Annotated in this window: 17 protein-coding genes and 1 pseudogene; 10 read left to right on the top strand and 8 right to left on the bottom strand. The window is 71.7% G+C overall.

Features of this window, described 5'->3' with window-relative positions:
• Positions 1-94 precede the first annotated feature (94 nt).
• A complete protein-coding gene (locus tag AQI88_RS14790) occupies positions 95-1,597 on the bottom strand; it encodes an IucA/IucC family protein (RefSeq protein ID WP_066997950.1) in 1,503 nt (500 codons plus the stop codon).
• An 85-nt stretch (positions 1,598-1,682) separates the two neighbouring features.
• Between AQI88_RS14790 and AQI88_RS14785 the strand changes: the two genes are divergently transcribed.
• From AQI88_RS14785 to AQI88_RS14775, 3 genes are read left to right on the top strand one after another with little or no spacing between them, the layout of a single operon-like run.
• Entirely contained in the window at positions 1,683-3,188 is a 1,506-nt protein-coding gene (locus tag AQI88_RS14785) for an IucA/IucC family protein (protein ID WP_066997947.1), read from the top strand.
• Between the two features lie 18 nt (positions 3,189-3,206).
• Entirely contained in the window at positions 3,207-4,469 is a 1,263-nt protein-coding gene (locus AQI88_RS14780) for a VWA domain-containing protein (RefSeq protein ID WP_066997943.1), read from the top strand.
• A complete protein-coding gene (locus AQI88_RS14775; protein WP_066997940.1) occupies positions 4,469-5,269 on the top strand; it encodes a hypothetical protein in 801 nt (266 codons plus the stop codon). The genes AQI88_RS14780 and AQI88_RS14775 overlap by 1 nt, the downstream gene beginning before the upstream one ends.
• 41 nt (positions 5,270-5,310) lie before the next feature.
• Here the strand turns inward: AQI88_RS14775 and AQI88_RS14770 are convergent, their stop codons facing one another.
• Positions 5,311-5,937: a winged helix-turn-helix transcriptional regulator gene (locus tag AQI88_RS14770; protein ID WP_066997937.1), complete on the bottom strand. Its 627-nt coding sequence runs from the start codon at positions 5,935-5,937 to the stop codon at positions 5,311-5,313.
• Positions 5,938-6,019: 82 nt separating this feature from the next.
• Between AQI88_RS14770 and AQI88_RS14765 the strand changes: the two genes are divergently transcribed.
• From AQI88_RS14765 to AQI88_RS14740, 6 genes are all read left to right on the top strand, one after another.
• Entirely contained in the window at positions 6,020-7,228 is a 1,209-nt protein-coding gene (locus AQI88_RS14765; RefSeq protein WP_066997934.1) for a pyridoxal phosphate-dependent aminotransferase, read from the top strand.
• 77 nt (positions 7,229-7,305) lie between these two features.
• Complete coding sequence (locus tag AQI88_RS14760; protein WP_066997931.1) at positions 7,306-7,734, top strand: SRPBCC family protein; 429 nt, start codon at positions 7,306-7,308, stop codon at positions 7,732-7,734.
• A 69-nt stretch (positions 7,735-7,803) separates the two neighbouring features.
• Positions 7,804-8,961, top strand: coding sequence for a serine hydrolase domain-containing protein (locus tag AQI88_RS14755; protein ID WP_066997929.1), 1,158 nt, complete (start codon positions 7,804-7,806; stop codon positions 8,959-8,961).
• A 79-nt stretch (positions 8,962-9,040) separates the two neighbouring features.
• The gene (locus AQI88_RS14750) at positions 9,041-9,640 is read left to right on the top strand and encodes a histidine phosphatase family protein (RefSeq protein ID WP_066997926.1); all 600 of its coding nucleotides are present in this window, start codon (positions 9,041-9,043) and stop codon (positions 9,638-9,640) included.
• A 107-nt stretch (positions 9,641-9,747) separates the two neighbouring features.
• Positions 9,748-10,374 (top strand): hypothetical protein, encoded by a 627-nt coding sequence (locus AQI88_RS14745; protein ID WP_066997923.1) that lies wholly within the window; start codon positions 9,748-9,750, stop codon positions 10,372-10,374.
• A gap of 52 nt (positions 10,375-10,426) precedes the next feature.
• Complete coding sequence (locus AQI88_RS14740; RefSeq protein WP_066997919.1) at positions 10,427-10,849, top strand: acyl-CoA thioesterase; 423 nt, start codon at positions 10,427-10,429, stop codon at positions 10,847-10,849.
• Positions 10,850-10,898: 49 nt separating this feature from the next.
• Here AQI88_RS14740 and AQI88_RS14735 read toward each other — a convergent pair whose 3' ends face one another.
• Complete coding sequence (locus AQI88_RS14735) at positions 10,899-11,300, bottom strand: winged helix-turn-helix transcriptional regulator (RefSeq protein ID WP_208615787.1); 402 nt, start codon at positions 11,298-11,300, stop codon at positions 10,899-10,901.
• A gap of 91 nt (positions 11,301-11,391) precedes the next feature.
• On the opposite strand from AQI88_RS14735, the pseudogene AQI88_RS14730 reads away from it, so the two are divergent.
• Positions 11,392-12,473 (top strand): annotated as a pseudogene (locus tag AQI88_RS14730) (MFS transporter); the annotation flags it as partial.
• Between the two features lie 136 nt (positions 12,474-12,609).
• Here the strand turns inward: AQI88_RS14730 and AQI88_RS14725 are convergent.
• From AQI88_RS14725 to uraD, 5 genes are all read right to left on the bottom strand, one after another.
• Positions 12,610-14,013, bottom strand: a complete 1,404-nt coding sequence (locus tag AQI88_RS14725) for a nucleobase:cation symporter-2 family protein (protein WP_279616545.1) — start codon at positions 14,011-14,013, stop codon at positions 12,610-12,612.
• 222 nt (positions 14,014-14,235) lie between these two features.
• A complete protein-coding gene (locus tag AQI88_RS14720) occupies positions 14,236-15,615 on the bottom strand; it encodes an 8-oxoguanine deaminase (protein ID WP_066997916.1) in 1,380 nt (459 codons plus the stop codon).
• A gap of 120 nt (positions 15,616-15,735) precedes the next feature.
• On the bottom strand, positions 15,736-16,659 hold the full coding sequence (pucL, locus tag AQI88_RS14715) for a factor-independent urate hydroxylase (protein ID WP_066997913.1): 924 nt from the start codon (positions 16,657-16,659) through the stop codon (positions 15,736-15,738).
• 4 nt (positions 16,660-16,663) lie between these two features.
• Positions 16,664-17,059 carry a hydroxyisourate hydrolase gene (uraH, locus tag AQI88_RS14710; protein ID WP_066997910.1) on the bottom strand — a complete coding sequence of 132 codons (396 nt, stop codon included), beginning with the start codon at positions 17,057-17,059 and terminating at the stop codon, positions 16,664-16,666.
• A 4-nt stretch (positions 17,060-17,063) separates the two neighbouring features.
• Positions 17,064-17,576, bottom strand: a complete 513-nt coding sequence (gene uraD / locus AQI88_RS14705; protein ID WP_066997908.1) for a 2-oxo-4-hydroxy-4-carboxy-5-ureidoimidazoline decarboxylase — start codon at positions 17,574-17,576, stop codon at positions 17,064-17,066.
• Positions 17,577-17,646: the final 70 nt, after the last annotated feature.

The raw sequence follows: 17,646 nt of genomic DNA, 5'->3' as shown, positions 1-17,646 counted from the left end.
CCGATGCCTGTTACCGTGCGCAGGCCGAAGTACCTCCCCTGCCTTACGCGATCAGTTCGCCGACGGCACTCCGGGGACGGAGCCGTCGGCACCGTCATGCACCGGCCAGCGGGTTCGGCAAGGGCAGGTAGCGGGCGTCGGCGCCGTCCGCGCCCGTCCAGCGCAGCAGCAGGTTGGTCTTGCCGGGCAGGGTCGGTGAGGCGAGCAGGGCGGGGATCTCGGGCAGGTGGTGGCGGGCGAGTTCGCGGCGGGCGGCGGGCCAGGGGGCGAGGCCGGGGTGGTGTGCGGCGAGGGCGGCGGCGATCTCGGCGAGGTGGTTGACGACCAGGCAGTACACGAGTCGCTCCCAGCCTGCGGCGCGGGAGACGTCCGGGAGCACCTTGGCGCCCTCGGCGTCCCGGAACAGCGCCTGGACGGGCATGCCGGACGCGTCGACGGCGACCAGCGTGTTCTGCAGGTGTGCCTCCAGGACGACCCCGTGGGCGTCGAACGCCGTGAGGGCGGGCGGGATCACCTGCCGCAGGTACGCCGCCCACCAGGCCTCCGGATCCGTCGTGGCGGCCAGCGGGTTGCCTGCGAAGCCCTCGGCGAGCCCGGCCGCGAGCAGCGGGGTGGCGCCGGGCAGGAGGTGGCCGCCGAGCCCGTCCCGCACGAGCACGGCCAGTTCCTCGAAGGCGAAGGCGGCCGTGCGGTAGCCGCGGTCGCTCAGCCAGGCCGCGGGCCGGCCCATGGCGGCGAAGGCATCGGTGGCGGCCGTGTCGGTGCGGCGCAGTTTCCGCAGGTCGTGGCGCCACAGGCGGCGGATGTCGTTGGTGATGCGCACGTCGAGGCTGAACTTCAGGAACAGGTCGCGCCGGGGCTCGTACACCGTGCGGATCGCCGCCGTCGGCCAGGTCTCGCAGGCGGTGTTGCCGAGCCGGATCAGACGGCCGTCGGCGAAGGCGGGGGCCAGGTCGCGGGCGACGAGGTCGAGCTGCCAGGGGTGGGCGGGCAGCAGCCGATAGCCGGGCGGAGCCGTGCCGAGGGCGTCCAGGGCGCGGGTGTCGCCCTCCTCGGCCACCTGGTCCTCGCGGACCCCGAGCAGCACCAGCGGGAAGTGCGCGTGCGCCTCGGGGGCGTACGGCAGCCAGGACGCGACGGGGCCGCCGCCACGCGCCTTGGGGGCGGGGTGGTAGGGGTGGCCGGTGATCAGGGACTGCTCGGAGCGCAGGTAGGGGTCCTCGGGCGCCGTCGCCCGGGCGCGGGCGGTGAGCAGGGCGGCGACCGCGTCCCGGCTGTCGATCATCTCGGCGGGCAGGTCGCCGCCCGGCAGCCCGGTGTGCCGGCGCAGCTCCTCGGCGACCAGTTTGACCAGCTCGGTGTGGTCGAGGCGGCGCCAGGCGCCGACGGCGTGCACCTCCGGCTCCGCGGGCCGTCGGCCGGGGCTCACCCGTAGCAGGCGGCCGGTGCCGGGCAGCCGGTAGGCGGGCCGCTCGCCGGGGACCGGGAGCGGCTCGGCGACCTCCCGCAGCAGGCAGTTGAGCAGGGGGGCGGCCGCATAGGCGTCGGCGCGCTGTCCGACGATGTCGGTGGGGGGCTTGAGGTCCACGCGATCCATTCGTTCTTCGTCCGGGGCCCGAGCGAACAGTATGTCCCCCGTCCCTGACCATCGTGCCCCCCGCCCGTACCCGAGGAGACCGACCGTGTACCAGTCCCCCACCGCCGAGGCCGAGGTCGCCGAGGAACTGGCCGCCGTCCGGCCCGGTCTGCTGCCCCGGTACAGGGCCGAGCTGCCGGGTGCCCGCGCGGCGGTGCTGACCCGACTGTGGCGGGCGCTCGCCCATGAGCCGCTGCCGTGGGTCACCGGCAGGGTGCACGGGGCGCACAGCCTCGCCCTGCGGCTGGCCGACGGCCGGACCCTGCACGGGCCGCACGCGGACCCGTACGCGACCGGTGCCCACGTCACCGCCGTCCGCCTCGGCCGCGAGCGTCACGACGATCCCGCGCGGCTCATGACCGGCCTCGCGGTGCCGCACGCGACGGGTTTCGCGCTCGAACTCGGGCACAGCGTGGCCTCGTTGGCGCTGTCCCGGGCCGGTGCGGATCATCCGAAGGAGTGGCCCGAGCGGGACTGGGAGTGGGAGCAGCGGGTGGTGGACGGGCATCCGTTCCACCCCAACTGCCGTTCCCGGCCCGGTTTCTCGGTGGCGGAGCAGCTGGCGTACGGTCCGGAGCACCACCCGGTGGTCGAGCTGGGCACGGTTGCCGTGCCGGCCGCCGAGTGCCTGGTGTCCGGGGACTGGCCCGAGGAACTGCGGGCGGGGGAGGACGTGTTGCTGCCGGTGCATCCCTGGCAGGCGGCCCATGTGCTGAAGCGGTCCTGCGACCGCTGGCGGTCCGCGCACCCGCTGATGGCCCTGCGCACCCTCGCCCTGCCGGGCGGCCCGCATGTGAAGACCGCGCTCAGTGCCCGGCTGACCTCCTCGGTACGGGACATCTCCACGTACTCGGTCGGGGCGTCCGCGGCCCTGTCGGCCCTCGCCACGGACCTGGCCGCGCGCACGGACGGGCTGCTGCACATCACCCGCACCCTGGGCGCGGCCACCGCCCACTCCCCCGATCTGGCCGCGCTGCTGCGGGAGTCACCGGAGGTGTACGCGGGCCCGGGCGAGCGGGTGCTGCCGGTGGCGGCGCTGACCACCACCGCTCTCCCGGACTCTCCCGCCTGGCTGGCCGCCTTCGCCCGTCTCGCCCTCACGGTCGGTCTGCGCCTGCTGGACCTCGGGGTGGCCCTGGAGGCCCACGGCCAGAACCTCCTGGTGATCCTCTCGGCCGACGGCACCCCTGTCCGCCTCGTCTACCGCGACCTCGCCGACATCCGCATCAGCCCCGCCCGCCTCGCCCGCCACGGCATCACCCCGCCCGCCCTGGCCGGCCGGCTGATCACGGACGACGAGACGGCCCTGCGCCGCAAGCTGTTCGGCTCCCTCGTGGCGGGCGCGCTCGCCGGTACGGCGGGCTCGGGCCCGGTGCTCCGGGCGGCGCTGGCGGCGGCCGTACCCGCCCTGCCCCGCACCCCCGACCTGGCGGCCCTGCTCGAAGGCCCCGTCCCGGCGAAGGCGTTGACGCTGATGCGGCTGTCCCCGGACACCCCCGGCGACCAGTGGTGCTCGCTGCCGAACCCGCTCGTTTTGGAGCCCGGCGCCTGAGATCAATAAGATCCGCCGATGATCAGAAGACAACGGCTGGCGGCGGGCGTCTGCGCTCTGCTCGCCGCCCTGACGGCCGGGCTGGCGTTCCCGTCCACGGCTGTGGCCGACGAGACACAACAGGCCGCGCCGAAGGTCGAACTCGTGCTGGACGTCAGCGGTTCGATGCGGGCGCGGGACATCGACGGCGACTCGCGGATGGCCGCGGCGAAGCAGGCGTTCAACGAGGTGCTCGACGCGACGCCGAAGGAGGTTCAGCTCGGCATCCGCACCCTGGGCGCCAACTACCGCGGCAACGACCGCAAAGCGGGCTGCAAGGACACCGAGCAGCTCTACCCGGTCGGCCCGCTGAACCGGACCGAGGCCAAGACGGCGGTGGCCACGCTGGCGCCGACCGGCTGGACGCCGATCGGTCCCGCGCTGCTGAAGGCGGCGGACGACCTGAACGGCGGCGACGGCACCCGCCGTATCGTCCTGATCAGCGACGGCGAGGACACCTGCCAGCCGCTCGACCCGTGCGAGGTGGCCCGCGAGATAGCGGCCAAGGGCATCGGGCTGACCATCGACACGCTGGGCCTGGTGCCGGACGCCAAGACCCGCGACCAGCTCAGCTGCATCGCGGACGCGACCGGCGGCACGTACACCGACGTGCGGCACAAGGAGGAACTCAGCGACCGGGTGGGGCAGTTGGTCGACCGGGCCGCCGATCCGGTGGTGACGCCGGTGGCCACCGAGGGAGCGGCCGAGTGCACGAAGGCGCCGTCGCTCAAGTCCGGGCTGTACACGGACCGTGAGGAGTTCGGCCGGCAGCGCTGGTACAAGGTGGACGTCAAGCCCGGCCAGGAACTGCGGGCTTCGGTGAGCGTGGCCGACGACCGTGCCGTCAACCCGGACTACGGGGTGCTGCTGCGGGCGGTGACGATGCACGGCCGGGAGATCGTGCGCGGCGAGGCGGCGGGCAACGGCCGTACGGACGTCATCTCCACGGGCCTCAGGTACCCGAAGCCCGGGAGCGACGACGACACCGCGACCGCCGAGACCGTGTGTCTCCAGGTCACCAACTCCTTCTCGGCCGCCGCGGGCGTCAAGACGACCCCGGGTCTGCCGCTGGAGCTGACCGTCGACGTCGTGGACGGCCCCAGCAAGGCGAGCGACGTGGCCTCCTTCGGCCTCGGGCGCGGCTGGTGGCTGCTGGGCGCGCTGATCCTCTCCGGCTTCCTCGCCGGTCTGGTCTGGGGCTGGCTGTCGCGCTGGCGGGTCGCCGTCTGGAGGACGAACTGATGCGTATCACGCGAGTACTGGGCGCCGCGCTGCTGGCGCTCGGGCTGGCCGCAGGACCTGCGGCCGCCGACTCCTCCCCGTCGCCGAGCGCCTCGGACGACGGCAAGGCGCCCTCCCGGGCGGGCACGTCGTTCCGTACGGCGACCGAGATCGAGCAGGGGCAGCAGGCCACCGCGTCCGGTTCCACCGGCGACTACCTGTACTGGTCCTTCCCGGCGGACGCCGGTCAGCGCCCGACGGTCAAGGCGACCGTGAAGCTGCCCCGGACGCACGGGGCGCAGACCTGGCAGATCGACGTGTACGACGGTCTGCGCCGCCGTCAGTCCTGCCAGTACGGCTCGGCGACGCGCACCGCCGGCCAGGGAGCGGCGTCCGTCGAGCTGGCGTGTGTGCTGCGCACGGTGCGCGCCTGGTCGGAGCCGTGGGCCAACGACCCGCTGCCGGGCACGTACTACATCCGGCTGACGGTGGTGGACCTCGGGGCCGCCGACCTCGGTCTGCCGGTGAGCGCCGAGGTGCGCGCCGACTCCGAGGACATCGGCGGCGCGGCCGCGGTGGACGGCTCGCTGGCCAAGCCGCTCGTGCCGGGCATCGCCGTCAAGTCCGAGGCGGAGCAGGACGGTGCGAAGTCCGCGGTGCTCTCCAGCATCGAGCCGGACGACGGCTGGTCCTCGGGCTGGTGGACCGACCGCTGGGTGTGGACCGCGGTGGGCGGGCTGCTCGCCGCGCTCGCGGGCATCGGCGGATACGCGCTCACGCGCGGCTCGGGACGCCCGTCCCGGGTGCCGCCGAACGTCTGAGTCACCCGAAGGCCCGCCCGCCCGGCGGGCCTTCTGCTTTCTCAGGCCTCCCGCAGTGCCTTCGCGAGCATGCCGTCACCGGTGACGGTGACCCGCCCGGCCCGGACGGCCTGAGGGAGGGTGGACGCACCGCGGGCGACGGCCGCGCAGGTCTCGGCGTCCATCTCGAGCCGCGCGTCCGCCTCGCCGGGGGCGGGCCCGTCGCCGTACACCGGCCCGTCCTCGGCGCCGACACGCAGATGGAAGTCGCCCTCCTCCAAGTGGACTTCGACGGCCCCTTCCCCGTCCAGCGCCCTGAGCAGGGGCAGCGCGAACCAGTGCGCACGCACGGCGTCGGTGGGCCGCCGCTCGCCCAGCTCGCCCTCGCCCCACTTCCCCAGCGCCTGCAGCACGGGCAGCAACTCGCGGCCTCGTGCGGTGAGTTCGTACACATAGGCCGCACCGGGCGGAGGCAGTCGCCGCCGGGTGGTCAGTCCGTCCCGTTCCATGTCCTTCAGCCGTGAGGCGAGTACGTCCGTGCTCACCCCGGGCAGGTCCGCGTGCAGGTCCGTGTAGCGACGGGGGCCGGCGAGCAGCTCCCGGACGATCAGCAGGGTCCAGCGGTCGCCCACGAGGTCGAGCGCGCGGGCTGCGGAGCAGTACTGGTCGTAGCTTCGGCGAGGTGACATGCGACGCAGTCTAGACGTGTTGTTGGACTTTCCAAGCTCCTACTTGGTAAAACCAAGCACCACGAGTTTCCGGAGGGGCGCAATGGAGTTCCGGCAGTCGAACAAGCTCAGCGAGGTCTGTTACGAGATCCGCGGCCCGGTGATCGAGCACGCCAACGCGCTGGAGGAGGCGGGCCACAGTGTGCTGCGCCTGAACACCGGCAATCCCGCACTGTTCGGCTTCGAGGCCCCGGAGGAGATCCTCCAGGACATGATCCGGATGCTTCCGCAGGCGCACGGCTACTCGGACTCCCGCGGCATCCTCTCCGCCCGCCGGGCGGTCGCCCAGCGCTACCAGACCCTGGGCCTGGAGGTGGGCGTCGACGACGTCTTCCTCGGCAACGGCGTCTCGGAGCTGGTGTCCATGGCCGTGCAGGCACTGGTCGAGGACGGCGACGAGATCCTCATCCCCGCGCCGGACTTCCCCCTCTGGACGGCGGTGACGACCCTGGCCGGCGGCAAGGCGGTCCACTACCTGTGCGACGAACAGGCCGACTGGAACCCGGACCTGGCCGACATGGCGTCGAAGATCACCGACCGCACCAAGGCCGTGGTCCTCATCAACCCCAACAACCCGACGGGCGCGGTGTACCCGAAGGAGGTCGTGGAGGGCATCCTCGACCTGGCCCGCCGCCACGGCCTGATGGTCTTCGCCGACGAGATCTACGACCAGATCCTGTACGACGACGCCGTCCACCACTCGGCCGCGGCCCTCGCCCCCGACCTGGTGGTGCTCACCTTCTGCGGACTGTCGAAGACGTACCGGGTGGCGGGCTTCCGCTCCGGCTGGCTGGTGGTGACGGGCCCCAGGCAGCACGCGAAGGACTACCTGGAGGGCCTGACCATGCTGGCCTCCATGCGGCTGTGCCCCAACGCGCCCGCCCAGTACGCCATCCAGGCCGCGCTCGGCGGCCGCCAGTCCATCCGCGAACTCACGGCTCCGGGCGGGCGGTTGTACGAACAGCGGAACGTGGCCTGGGAGAAGCTCAACGAGATTCCCGGGGTGTCCTGCGTGAAGCCCAAGGGCGCGCTGTACGCGTTCCCGCGCATCGACCCCAAGGTGCATCCGATCCACGACGACGAGAAGTTCGTGCTGGACCTGCTGCTGCGGGAGAAGATCCAGGTGGTGCAGGGCACCGGCTTCAACTGGCCCACGCCCGACCACTTCCGCATCCTGACGCTGCCGCACACCGACGACCTGGAGGCGGCGATCGGACGGATCGGGCGGTTCCTGAGCGGGTACCGACAGTGACGATGCGCAGGCCGGTGAAGGGCGCGCACACTGGAAGCAGAAGGCCATGGGTCATGAGCCGACCCTGGAGGTGAGTCATGAGCACCCTCGAAGAACACGTCGACGTCTCGGTGACGCTCGACCGGGCCTGGGACAGTCTCCACCAGGTGGAGGACTATGCGCGCTTCGTGGCCGGCGTGCGCGACGCCCGTACGGAGGGAGGAGGCCGCGCGCATCTGAACGTCGAGGCGGGCGGCCGCACCCGGGAGCTCGACGCCGAGGTCTTGGACCGCACGGGGGAACGCGTGATGGAGTGGCGCACCACGGGCGCCCCGGAGCTGAGAGGCTCCTTCTCCTTGCAGCCGATCGACCAGAGCCACACCCGGGTCCAGGCACGGCTGGAGTACGACCCCGACACCGTGCGGGCGACGTTCGGCGGGCCCAAGGGGTTCGCCCAGGTGGCCGCGATCGAACGGCTCGTCCGCAGTGATCTGGAGCAGTTCAAGGAGTACACGGAACAGCGGTGAAGAAGGGAATGCCGGGCCACTGCCCCCTGTTGGTGACCTCCGTACGTGATCACCAACAGGGGGCTTTGCATGTCGGTCGAAGTACAGGGAACGGTGGCCGAGGGGTTCGAGGGTGTGCGGGAGGAGTTCGCCGCGTTCCTCACCGGGGAACGGGACGAGCCCGGCGCCCAGCTCGTGGCCTATCACCAAGGGCGGCGGGTGGTGGACCTGTGGGCCGGTGAGGGCCTCGACGGCGACTCACTGACCAGCCTGTTCTCCATCACCAAGGGCGCGGCGCACCTGATCGTCGCCCTGCTGGCGCAGGACGGGGTGCTCGACCTGGACCGTGAAGTGGCGTCCTACTGGCCGGATTTCGGTTGCGAGGGCAAGGACCGGCTGACCCTCCGCGAGCTGCTGGAGCACCGGGCGGGGCTGGTCGGCATCGCCGACGGAGGCTTCACGGCCGAGGAGTTGGCCGACGACAGGCTGATCGCTGCGCGGCTGGCCGGGCAGAAGCCGCTGTGGGAGCCGGGCACCGGGTACGGCTACCACGGCTTCGTCATCGGCGCGCTCACCGGCGAGGTGGTGCGCCGGGTCACCGGCCGGTCGATCCACGAGCTGTACGAGGAGCGCGTCCGGGCGCCGTACGGCCTGGACCTCTACCTCGGCTTCCCCGAGGAGCTGGAATCCCGGTGGCTGGACGTGCAGCCGCTGCTGCCCACGCCCGAGGAGATCGAGGCGCTGGCCGCGCGGGCGGCGGCCCCCGGCAGCATCCCGTTCATCGCCTTCAACCGCAACGCGCCCGAGCCGACCGACCTGGTGGCCTTCGGCAACGACCGCCGGGTACGAGCGCTGGGTCCGGCCTCCTCGGGCGGCGTGGGCAACGCGCGCGGGGTCGCCCGCATGTACGCGGCCGCGATCAGCACCGTGGACGGCAGGCCGCCGCTGCTCACCCGGGAGACGGCGACCGTGTTCGGCGGGCTCAGGACGAGCGGGCCGGACCTGGTCACGGGCGGCGACAACCACTTCGGGCTCGGCTTCGAGTACCTGGCCGAGCGCTATCCGTTCCTCGGCGAGGACTCCTTCGGCCACAGCGGCGCGACCGGCTCCCTCGGCTTCGCCGACCCGGCGAGCGGGGTGGCGTACGCCTACACGCGGCGGCGCTTCTCCTTCCCCTCGGGGTACGGCGCGGCCCTGGAGAACGGCCGTCTGGCCCAGTCCGTCCTGCGGGCGGCCGACGGGCTGTGACACCGTGCCAGTGCCTGGCGTCGCGGGGCGGACGGCAAGGTGACGGCAGGCCCTGAAAGCGAGCGGGAAGGGCGCTGACATGGGTGACCTCTTTCTCGTCCGGCACGGTGAGACCGAGTGGTCGCGGTCCGGACGGCACACCGGCTGGACCGACCTGCCCCTCACCGAGCACGGGCGGGACGAGGCGCGCCGGCTGGTGCCGCTGATCCGCTCGCACCGCATCGGCGCCGCCTTCGTCAGCCCGCTGCGGCGGGCCCGGGAGACCGCCGGACTCATCGGGATCCACGACGCCCGGGTCGACGCCGACCTGCGCGAATGGGACTACGGCGGGTACGAGGGCATCACCACCGTGGACATCCAGCGCACCCGGCCCGGCTGGTTCCTGTTCAGGGACGGGGTCGCGCCGGGCCCGCCGGAGCATCCCGGGGAGACCCCGGAGCAGGTCGGTCAGCGGGCCGACCGGATGCTGGGCAAGGTGGACGCCGCTCTCGCCGACACCGAGGGCGTCGTCGTCCTGGTCGCCCACGGCCACTTCCTGCGCGTCCTGACCGCCCGCCGCCTCGGCCTGCCCCCGCAGCACGGTGCCCTCTTCCAGCTGGCGACGGGCACGCTGTGCCGCCTGGGCACCGAGCACGGGCGGCCGGTGGTGGCGGGGTGGAACATCCGGCCGCTCGGCTGAACCCTCGCCGGTTCGCTCCCGGCCCGTTGTCAGACCCCGGTCGTACGCTTCGAAGGAGCCGCCCACCTGGCGGTTCCAGGGCACCGACGCACCGGAGGGAGCACGCCGTGACCCGACCGCCGACCACTGCGCAGCGACGGGTGATCGATGCCGCCGACCCGGTCACCGGGCGGCTGCGGGGGACGGAGGCGCAGCTGGTCGCGCTGGTGAAGCGGGGCCTCGCCTTCCGCCATCCACGGCCGCCGCACGATCACTTCCTCACCCCCGCGGGGCACCGGATACGGGAGGCGGTGCCCGAGGTCCCGGCGGAGCCGGCACCGTCCGCCGGGGGCTTCACGGCGCGCGTGGGCGGTGAGGAGCCGCAGGAGACACCCGCGTCCGGTCCGGCCCGGCTGCGGGAGGTGCACAGCGCCTGGCAGGGGCTGCTGGAGCTGCGCCGGATGACCAATCCCGGCGGGGCCACCGACCGGCCGTGCGGCTGGGAGCGGACGCACCTGGTGCGGGCCGCCGCGCTCGCCCTGGAGGCGGCCGGGCACCGCCCGGCGGGCCCGGACGGCGACGGCTACCGGGTGCGGGCGACCCCGCAGCCGGAGGCGGTCGCCGTGTACGGACCGGACGAGGAGACCCTGCGGGTCTGCGGGGACACGCTGGAGCGGGCCGGCTGGCAGGCCGGCGCATACACCGAGCCGCGCACCCGCATGCGCTATCTGCTGGCCTCCCCGCGCCGGGTGTGAACGGCGTGCCAAGATCGGTGCACCGGAGATTCGAACGCGAGAAGGGGCAGCAGTGGCCGAACCGTTTTCCGTCCGTGTGACCGTCCGCGGCTACGAGACCGATGTACAGGGGCACCTCAACCAGGCGGTGTACGTCAACTACGCGGAGCACGCCCGCTGGTCGCTGCTCCAGGCCGCCGGGATCAGCCAGGCAGGGCTCGTCGGCCGGGGCGTCGGCCCGGTGTCACTGGAGACGACGATCCGCTACAAACGCGAGCTGCTCGCGGGTGACGAGGTCGACGTGACCTGCGAGTTCGAGTGGAGCGGCGGAAAGACCTTCCGGATCCGGCAGGAGATACGCAAGACCGACGGCACGGTGGCGGCCGAGATCACCGCGGTGGGCGGCCTGCTGAACCTCAAGGAGCGCAAGCTGGTCGCCGACCCCGACGAGGTGTTCAAGGAGCTGACCACGGACCTCGCCCTCTTCGGCCTCTAGCCGCCGCTTCGAGCTCCGGCCGCCTCTTCGGCCTCTGGCCGTCCGAGTCCTACGCGTCGAGCAATTCCGGCTGGTGCTCGGCGTCGTAGGCCGCCCGTGCCTCGGCGATGTACACCCGGTTGTGCTCGGCCCAGCCGGTCAGCCGCAGCAGCGTCTCGTGCAACTCGCGGGCGACCGGGGTGAGTTCGTACTCCACCTTCGGCGGCACCGTCGGGTGCACGGTGCGCGTGACCAGGCCGTCGCGCTCCAGGTTGCGCAGGGTCAGGGTGAGCATGCGGCGGCTGATGCCCTCGATGCCGCGCTCCAGCTCCGTGAAGCGGATGGGCCCTTGGGCGGCCGCCACGAGGATCTGCACGCTCCACTTGCCGGACACCCTGTCAAGAACTTCACGGATGGGGCAGGCGTGTGCGTTCACCGCCTGGACGGTCACACCGGTGTTCCTCTGGGACATCGGACTGCCTCCTTACGCCGGCCTCCATGGTCACCCGCGATGGACTCCGTTACAAGTCGTGCACCAAGGTGCACTTGAAGAACGGGGAGCCATGTCGGCCGCGATCGAGAACAGCCCGTCACCGGCAACGGTGGCACCTTCACGAACATACCCCCGCCGGGCGTCCCTCGCCGTTCTGTGCGCGGGCACGCTGATGACGGTCCTGGACGGCAACATCGTCACGGTGGCGATGCCCGCCGTCCAGAGCGCCCTCGGTTTCAGCGGGCCGGGCCTCGCCTGGGTCGTCAACGCGTACCTGATCGCCTTCGGCGGGCTGCTCCTACTGGTTCACCTCGGGGCTCGCCGTGTTCACCGCGGCCTCGGTACTGTGCGGGACGGCGACCGGGCAGGGCGTGCTGATCGCGGCGCGGGCCCTGCAGGACGTCGGCGGGGCGATGGCCTCGGCCGTGGTCCTCGGCATGCTGGTGGCACTCTTCCCCGAGCCGCGGGAACAGGCCCGTGCCATCGCGGTGTTCAGCGCGGTCGGCGCGGCGGGCGGGGCACTCGGCACCTTCCTCGGCGGCGCCCCGACCCAGGCCCTGAACTGGCACTGGATCTTCCTGATCAACCTGCCGATCGGCGTGGCCGCCTGGCTGGCAGCGGTACGCATCCTCGCCCTCGAACGCGGGGCCGGACTCGGCAGGGGCGCCGACTGTCCGGGGGCCGCGCCGGCCACGGGTGCGCTGATGCACGGTGTACGTCATCGTCGGTGCCGGGAACCGCTCCTTGACCGCCACTCTGCTCCTGGCGTTCCTGGCGCTCGTCCTGTTCACGGCGTTCACCCTGCGCCAGGCCCGGGCGGCCCGCCCGCTGCTGCGGTTGCGCCTGTTCCGCTCCCGCCTGCTGACCGGTGCGAACGCGGTCCAGGTGCTGATGATCGCCACGATGTACGGCTTCCAGTTCATCGGCGCGCTCTGTCTGCAACGCGTCCTCGGCTACGGCGAGCTGGTGACCGGAACCGCCTTCCTTCCGGCTCCGGTCGCCATCGGTGTGCTGATGCTGGGCCTGTCGGCACGGACCGTCGCCCGGTTCGGCGGCCACCGGGTGCTGCTCGCCGGGCTGGTACTGATCACCGCCGGGACGGCCCTGCTGAGCCGCGCCCCCGCCGACGGCTCATACCCCGTCGACGTGCTGCTCTGAACACCTGGTGGTGGTTGACCCACATGATGCCGATGACCGGGAAGCTCACCACAGCGGCGTACGAGGGCCACGTGCACCATCGGACGCGAGGGGTACGGCTGCACGCCGTACCCCTTCGGCGAACACAGACTCAGTGCGCGGGCGCCAGCTCCTCGCCCGCCTCCATCGGATGGGTCACGTCCTGCGCGTCCCGGCCCTTGCCGAGGTGGTTGAAGACCAGGTTCAGCAGCACGGCCGCGACACAGCCGGTGGAGATGCCGGAGTCGAGGACGATCCTCGCCGTCTGCGGGAAGGCGTGGTAGAAGCCCGGCGTGGTGATCGGGATCATGCCGACCGCCAGGGACACGGCCACGATCAGCACGTTGTTGTCCTTGTCCAGGCCCGCCCGCACCAGGGTCTGGATGCCGCTGGCCGCCACCGAGCCGAACAGGACCACGCCCGCACCGCCCAGCACCGGACGGGGCACGACGGCGATCAGCGAGGCGGCCGTCGGGCACAGGCCCATCAGGACCAGGAAGCCGCCGCCGACGGCGACGACGTAGCGGCTGCGGATGCGGGTCATCGCGACCAGTCCGATGTTCTGGGCGAAGGCGCTGCACATGAAGCCGTTGAACAGCGGGCTGAGGGCCGAGCCGAGGGTGTCGGCGCGCAGACCCGCGGCGATCGTCCTCTCGTCGGCCGGGCGTTCCACGATCTCGCCCAGGGCCAGCATGTCGGCGGTCGACTCGGTCATCGAGACCACCATCACCACACACAGGGACAGGATCGCGGCGAGCTGGAACTGCGGGGCGCCGAAGTGGAACGGCGCCGGGAAGCCGATCACGTCCGCGTCGGCGACCGGTCCGAAGTCCGTGGCACCGAAGGGGATCGCGAGCAGAGTCCCGATGACCAGGCCGAGCAGCACCGCGACCTGCTTGACGAAGCCGCGGGTGAAGCGGCGCAGCAGCAGGACGATCAGCAGGGTCGCGGCCGCCAGCCCCAGGTTGGTGCCCGAACCGTAGTCGTGCGCGGCGGGATCGGGGCCCTGGGCCCAGCCGAAGGCGACCGGGAGCAGGGACACGCCGATGAGGGTGATCACGGAGCCGGTGACGACCGGCGGGAAGAAGCGGACGGCCTTGCTGAAGAAGGGTGCCGCTATGAAGCCGAGGACGCCGGCGACGATGACCGCGCCGTAGATGACCGGCAGGGCGTCGGACTTGTCGTGCGCGGAGGCGACGATCGCGGTCATGGGGGCGACGCCGGCGAAGGTGACGCCGTTGACGAAGGGAAGCCGGGCGCCGATCTTCCAGAAGCCGAGGGTCTGCAGGAAGGTGGCGAGGCCCGCGGTGAACAGGCAGGCGCCGGTGAGGAAGGTGAGGTCGGTGCCGCTGAGGCCGACGGCGGCGCCGACGATCAGGGGCGGGGCGACGACTCCCGCATACATGGCGGCCACGTGCTGCAGACCGGTGGTCGCCATCTTGAGGGCGGGGAGCTTCTCGTCAACGGGATGGGGCTCGTCGACTGGGTGGGTCTCGTCGGCAGGGTGAGCGGACACGGGCGGCTCCTCCGGTCGGTTAGACACGTCGGCTCTGACGTGGGTTTCAGGGAGGTGGTGCGTGGTCGTGCGGGACCGGAGCCCTTCAAAGGGGCCCAAGGACGGTGACCGTTCCGGAGCGCGCGCATGAACGCGCGCCCCGGAGACGGCCGCCATGGACCCCGCTCGGGTCCACGGCCGCCGGCCGGGAGCCGTCCCTCCCGGCCGGAGTTCTCGGGCCGCTCAGCCCTGGGCGGCGATCCGCGCCAGGCGCTGGGCCTCGTCCCGCGTGGAGCGGGCGATGGCGTCCTCGTCGACGGTCAGCAGGCGGCCGTCCTCGACGATCTGACGTCCGTTGACGAAGGAGGCGGTGACCGGGGCCGCCGCTCCGAAGACCAGCGCGGTCACCGGGTCGGCGATGGAGGCGTGGGCGAGGGTGTCCAGCTTCCACAGCACCAGGTCGGCCAGCTTGCCGGCCTCCAGCGAGCCGGTCTCGGCCGCGCGGCCGAGCACCTGGGCGCCGCCGTAGGTGCCGAGGCGCAGCGCCTGCCGGGCGTTCAGCGCGGCCTCGCGGTGCGCGCCGAGGCGGTTGATCAGCAGGGCGTTGCGCAGCTCGGTGTGGAGTTCACCGGACTCGTTGGAGGCGGTGCCGTCGACGCCGAGGCCGACCGGCACACCCGACTTCAGCATGTCGGGGACGCGGGCGATACCGGCCGCGAGACGCGCGTTGGAGGAGGGGCAGTGCGCCACACCGGTCTTCGTACGGGCGAAGGCGGCGATGTCGGAGTCGTTCATGTGGACGCAGTGCGCCATCCACACGTCCTCGCCGAGCCAGCCGGTGGACTCGAAGTAGTCGGTGGGGCCCATGCCGAACAGCTCGTGGCAGAACTTCTCCTCCTCCACGGTCTCCGAACCGTGGGTGTGCAGCCGTACGCCGAGGCGGCGGGCGAGCTCGGCGCCCTCACGCATGAGTTCGGTGGAGACGGAGAAGGGGGAGCAGGGGGCGACGGCGACCTGGGTCATCGCGTCGAAGGAGGCGTCGTGGTGCTCCTTGACGGTGGCCTCGGTGGCGGCGAGCGCGCCTTCGAGGGTCTCGACGGCGAAGTCCGGGGGCAGGCCGCCGTCCTTCTCGCTGCGGTCCATGGAGCCGCGGGCCAGGGTGAAGCGGACGCCCGTCTCGCGGGCGGCGCGGATGACCGCGCCGGACAGGTCGCCGGAGCCGTGCGGGTAGACGTAGTGGTGGTCCATGGCGGTGGTGACGCCGCCGCGGGCCATCATCGCGAGCGAGCCCTGGGCCGCCGCGTACACCATCGGCTCGTCGATGCGCGCCCAGGTCGGGTAGAGCGCGACCAGCCAGTTGAAGAGGTTGTGGTCCGTGGCCAGGCCCCGGGTGATCCACTGGTAGAAGTGGTGGTGGGTGTTGACCAGGCCGGGGGTCACGAGATGCCCGGTGGCGTCGATACGGCGTACGACGTTCTCCAGGCCCTCGGGGGCCTTGCCCGCGCCGACCGCCTCGATGCGGTTGCCGGCGATGACCACGTGTCCGGAGGCGTACTCGGTGTCGTCGGCGTCGACCGTAGCGATCGAACAGTTCTCGATGACGATGCGCTGGGCTGCTGCCATGACTTCGTCCTTTTCACTCAGTGGACTCATGTGAGAGGGCACGGCAGGACCCTAGGAGCTCTGGGTGCCGCGGCCGGGGAGACATGCCCGCCGGCCGCGGGTGCCGAAAGAAGACGTGGATCAGAGGTTGGTGAGGTCCACCGGGATCTTCGGCTCGCAGCCGTCCCGGAGGATGGTCGCCTCGATCAGGCCGTAGGGCCGGTCGGCGGCGAAGTAGACCTCGTTGTCGTTCTTCAGCCCGAAGGGCTCCAGGTCGACCAGGAAGTGGTGCTTGTTCGGCAGCGAGAAGCGGACCTCGTCGATCTCGCTGCGGTTGTTGATGATGCGCGAACCCATTTGGTAGAGGGTCTGCTGGAGCGAGAGCGAGTACGTCTCGGCGAAGGCCTGGAGCATGTGCTTCTTGACCTGCTCGTAGGACTTCTCCCAGTTGGGCATCTTCTGCTCGTCGTCGGTCCAGTTGAACCGCCAGCGGCCGGAGACCTGGGTGGCCAGGATGCGGTCGTACGCCTCCTGGAGGGTCGTGTACTTGTCCTTGACGTAACCCCAGAATTCAGAGTTCGTCGAGTTCATCACGACCAGGTCCTTGAGGCCGGAGATGACCTCCCACTTCTCACCGTCGAAGGTGATCTGGGTGACGCGGGTCTCCTGACCCTTGCGGACGAAGGAGTGCTTGACCTCGTCGGCGCCGATGAACTTGGAGTTGGCGTCGGAGGTGGCGATCCGCTCCCAGGCGTACTCCTCGATGCGGATCCGGGCCGTCTTGATCGGCTCCTGGCTCGTCACGAAGTGGCGGGCGAGGTGGATGCCGAACTGCTCGGCCGACTCGATGCCGTACTCCTTGGCGAACGCGTACACCGTGTTCTTGGTGGTGTCGGTCGGCAGGCAGTTGGCGTTGGAGCCGGAGTAGTGGACCTCTTCCATGTCGCCGCTCAGCGCCACGGATACGTTGAGGTCCTTGATGTGGTGGGTGGCGCCGTCCCGCGTGATCTTTACGACTCGGTTCTCGGCCTTGCCGTACTGGTTCTGTCCCAGGATGGTGGGCATTTAGCTAGCTCCCTCGGTAAACGGAGTAGCCGAACGGGTTGAGCAGCAGCGGTACGTGGTAGTGCTCGCCCGGTACGACGGCGAACGTGATCGCCACCTCCGGGAAGAACACCCCAGGCCCGCTGTCCCGATTCGCGGGGGCGTCCTGCTGCGCATCGGCTTGCTTCTTCTCGAAATACGTCTCGACGGCGAAGTCGAGCCGTACGTGGGTGGTCCCCTCCGGCAGGTCCGGAAGGTCCTTGCACCGGCCGTCGGCGTCGGTCGCGGAGCCGCCGAGCGCCTGCCAGTCCGCGTCCGCGCCCGAGCGGGCGGAGAGCTGGACGGCGACGCCCTCGGCGGGGCGGCCGACGGAGGTGTCCAGGATGTGTGTGGACACGGAGGCGGTGGTGCTGGTGCTCATGGTCTCAGGCGTCCTCTTCGACGAGTCGGGCCAGTCGGATGCGGTTGATCTTGCCCAGCTCGGTGCGGACGATCTCCCGCTCCTGCTCCGGCGAGTTCCCGATCCGCTCCTTGACCGCGTCCCGCATCTGCTCGCCGGTCCGGCCGGTGGCGCAGATGAGGAAGACGTGGCCGAACCTGTCCTGGTAGGCCAGGTTGAGTTCGAGCATCTCCGCCTTGAGCTCCTCGGCGGCGCCGGCCATGCCGGCCTGCTCGCGGGCGGAGGTCGGGTCGCCGGGCTTGGGGCGGCCGATCGGCGCGTGGCCGGCCATCGCCTCTTCCAGGTCCGCGGTGCTCAGCTCGGCCATGGCGGCGTCGCTGGCGGCGTAGAGATCGTCGGTGCCGGCGTACGGGCGGGCGGCGAGCAGCCGCCGGGCCCACTCGGTGGAGGCGCACGCCTCGTGGAGGGCGGCGAGGGCCGCGTGCTCCTCCTGGACGTTGAACCGGGCCAGGCCCGGGGGCGTGGAAGTCGTAGTCACGGGAGCCTCCGTGGCCGGAAACGGCCGTCGTGCTGAACGGGCTGCCGATAGCTAACGCCCTCGGAAACAT

The sequence above is a fragment of the Streptomyces cellostaticus genome (assembly GCF_001513965.1).
Classification (GTDB): Bacteria; Actinomycetota; Actinomycetes; order Streptomycetales; family Streptomycetaceae; genus Streptomyces; species Streptomyces cellostaticus.
This window is presented reverse-complemented; position numbering and strand designations above follow the sequence as displayed.

Bases quoted from the DNA above. Each gene is read 5' to 3' on its own strand.
- AQI88_RS14750 (WP_066997926.1), top strand. From the start codon at position 9,041: ATGGGTGACCTCTTTCTCGTCCGGCACGGTGAGACCGAGTGGTCGCGG.
- AQI88_RS14780 (WP_066997943.1), top strand. From the start codon at position 3,207: ATGATCAGAAGACAACGGCTGGCGGCGGGCGTCTGCGCTCTGCTCGCC.
- AQI88_RS14770 (WP_066997937.1), bottom strand. From the start codon at position 5,937: ATGTCACCTCGCCGAAGCTACGACCAGTACTGCTCCGCAGCCCGCGCG.
- AQI88_RS14735 (WP_208615787.1), bottom strand. From the start codon at position 11,300: ATGTCCCAGAGGAACACCGGTGTGACCGTCCAGGCGGTGAACGCACAC.
- AQI88_RS14790 (WP_066997950.1), bottom strand. From the start codon at position 1,597: ATGGATCGCGTGGACCTCAAGCCCCCCACCGACATCGTCGGACAGCGC.
- AQI88_RS14760 (WP_066997931.1), top strand. From the start codon at position 7,306: ATGAGCACCCTCGAAGAACACGTCGACGTCTCGGTGACGCTCGACCGG.
- AQI88_RS14755 (WP_066997929.1), top strand. From the start codon at position 7,804: ATGTCGGTCGAAGTACAGGGAACGGTGGCCGAGGGGTTCGAGGGTGTG.
- AQI88_RS14765 (WP_066997934.1), top strand. From the start codon at position 6,020: ATGGAGTTCCGGCAGTCGAACAAGCTCAGCGAGGTCTGTTACGAGATC.
- AQI88_RS14720 (WP_066997916.1), bottom strand. From the start codon at position 15,615: ATGGCAGCAGCCCAGCGCATCGTCATCGAGAACTGTTCGATCGCTACG.
- pucL (WP_066997913.1), bottom strand. From the start codon at position 16,659: ATGCCCACCATCCTGGGACAGAACCAGTACGGCAAGGCCGAGAACCGA.
- uraH (WP_066997910.1), bottom strand. From the start codon at position 17,059: ATGAGCACCAGCACCACCGCCTCCGTGTCCACACACATCCTGGACACC.
- AQI88_RS14775 (WP_066997940.1), top strand. From the start codon at position 4,469: ATGCGTATCACGCGAGTACTGGGCGCCGCGCTGCTGGCGCTCGGGCTG.